This is a genomic window from Micromonospora sp. NPDC047753 (assembly GCF_040642735.1).
GTDB lineage: Bacteria > Actinomycetota > Actinomycetes > Mycobacteriales > Micromonosporaceae > Micromonospora.
On sequence record NZ_JBEYSL010000740.1, the window covers coordinates 1 to 2,393 of the forward strand.

Here is a 2,393-nt window from a genome sequence, read left to right on the forward strand (position 1 = left end):
GCGTCACTTGCCAAACTGTCGACCTCCGGAGGCTCAGGTGATCAGGCCGTGGTCGTCCCGCCCAGCGCGGCCCGGAACAGCAGCGAGCCGGTGCTGACCCGGGCCACCCCGGCCCCGCCCAACTCAGCCAGCCCTGGGCCGCCCGGCTGGTACAACGCGTTCACCGGAGCGTCGATCCGCTCGGTGAGGACGCGCAGGGTGGCCAGGTCGGCGGTCCCGGGCACGAAGATCCCGTCGGCACCGGCCATCTGGTAGGCACGTGCACGGGCGAGGGTCTGCGGCAGTGGTTCGTCCACCCCGAGCCACCAGGTGTCGGTGCGGGCGTTGACGAACAGGTCCGGCACCGCCGCCTTCACCGCCACAATCTTGGCGGCGGCGACCTCGGTGTCGGCGAGGGTGCCGTCGGCGCGCCCGTCCTCCAGGTTGATCCCGACCACGCCGAGCCCGGCCAACTCCCTGACGTACTCGGCGACCTCGGCCGGGTCGTCGCTGAATCCGGCCTCCACGTCCACGCTGAGCAGTACCGGCAGCCGAGCCAGCCGGCGGGCCAGGGCGAGGGTCTCCGCTGCGGTGGCCGCGACGCCGTCGGGAAGGCCGGCGGTCGCGGCGACCCCGAGGCTGGTGGTGCCGATGGCCGGATGTCCACGCGCGGCGAGCGCCGCCGCCGAGGCGTGGTCCCATGCGTTGGGCAGCAGCAGGGGGCGGCCGGCGCGGTGCAGGGCGTGGAACGCGGCCTGACGTTCGATCATCGGGCGCTCACCTCCAGGGTTGTGGGCACCCGCAGGGTCGGGTGCGGTTCGTAACTCATCGGGGTGAGGCCGCGCCGGCAGCGTTCCCGCAGCACGTCGAGCACACCGGTGGCCAGCGCGAGGGCGTGCCGGTCGCCGGGGCAACCCCGCTCCCCCGTCCCGAAGGTCAACTGCCCGGCACCGGGCCGACCGGGCCGGAACGTCGCGGGTTCGGTGAACACCTGCGGGTCACGATTGGCCGCGTCGAAGCGCAGCAGCACCGGGCTTCCGGCCGGCAGATCCCGCCCGCCCAGCCGTACCTCGTCGACGGTGACTCGTCGGGTGGCCCGGACCGGTGGGTCGAGGCGCAGCACCTCGGCCAGCAGGTCGGCGGTCCGCGCCGTGGTCGGCACACCCGGGGGCAGCAGGTGATGGGCGGCGGCGCCGATCAGGCCGGCGGTGGCATCACACGCCTGGACCAGCAGACCGATCAGGTTCGCCCGTACCTCCGGCGGACCCTGCGGCGCGAGCGCCAGCAGCGCCGTCACCGCCACGTCGGCCCGCGCGGTCAGGGCCGGGTCCACCCCCGGGTGGTACGCCGCCGCGACGACCGCGACCGCCGTCCCGACGGCTGCCGGATCAGCGAAACCGAGGCGATCGGCCAACGTCCGCAGCGGCACCGGCCGGGCCAGTTCCCGCATCACGTCGACGCTGTCGCCGGCACGGTCGAGAACGGCCACGGTCAGCCGCACCGCATCCAGTCGCAGGTCGTCCGGGGCCAGCGGGGCCAGCGCGCGCACTGCGACCGCCCGACGGTCGGCGTGCCGTAGCGGTGGACTGAAGCGGCTGACCGTGGCGCGCAGCCAGGCGAGGGTGCCGGGCGGACCGGTGTCGACGGCAGGCACCTGGAACGCCGGGTCGGTCAGCGCGGCGCGCACGTCGGCGTGCCGGGTCACCCACCAACCGCGTTCCGGTTCGAACGAGGGCGGTCCACACGAGGGTGTTCCCGGGGCGGGCGCAATGTGCGGCCAGGTGTCAGTCACCGCCCGACCGTAGGGCGCGAACCGTTCGCCCCACACCGAACGATCCCGCCACTGTCACCCGCTGCTCGCCGGTCAGGCGCGACCGCTCGTGGGCGGCGGGACCACCGGCAGGTCGAGGGTGTGTTCGGGGATGGCCAGGGCCGCGGCCAGGCCGGGGCGGCCGGTGGGAGTGAGACGGACGGCGCGGCCGATGCCCTGGCTGATCCAGCCCAGCTCGGTGAAGCGGCGGCAGAGCGCCGCGCCGAGCGCGCCGGCCAGGTGCGGGCGGCGTTCGGTCCAGTCCAGGCAGTCGCGGACCACCGGGCGGCGGGCGACGCGCAGCACGTCCACGGGTACGCCCAACCCGGCCGCCCAGGCCCACCCGTCGGGCGTGAGCGCCAAGCCACTGGCCCGGTCGAGTCGGCGCTCGCTGAGCAGCGCGTCGTACATCAGCACGCCCAGCCGCCCGGCGAGGTGGTCGTAGCAGGTCCGGGCGTACACCAGGGAAGCGCTCGCGGTCGCCGCGCGCAGCGACCCGGTCGGTGTGGGCGTGGCCGGGGCGTGCCCGGCCAGGTCCTCGATGAGCTGGGCCACCGACGGGCCCGCCAGCCGCAGGTAACGGTGGCGGCCCTGCCGCTCCTCG

Annotated in this window: 3 protein-coding genes; all 3 read right to left on the reverse strand. The window is 75.3% G+C overall.

The features are described 5' to 3' along the window. Nucleotides 1–41: 41 nt before the first annotated feature. On the reverse strand, nucleotides 42–749 hold the full coding sequence (locus ABZ749_RS33955) for an isocitrate lyase/phosphoenolpyruvate mutase family protein (protein ID WP_357235200.1): 708 nt from the start codon (nucleotides 747–749) through the stop codon (nucleotides 42–44). Continuing rightward, nucleotides 746–1,771, reverse strand: a complete 1,026-nt coding sequence (locus tag ABZ749_RS33960; protein WP_357235202.1) for a cytochrome P450 — start codon at nucleotides 1,769–1,771, stop codon at nucleotides 746–748. Before ABZ749_RS33960 ends, ABZ749_RS33955 begins: the two co-directional genes overlap by 4 nt. 72 nt (nucleotides 1,772–1,843) lie before the next feature. After that, on the reverse strand, nucleotides 1,844–2,393 hold a 550-nt coding region (locus ABZ749_RS33965), incomplete at its 5' end, for a transcriptional regulator (protein WP_357235204.1).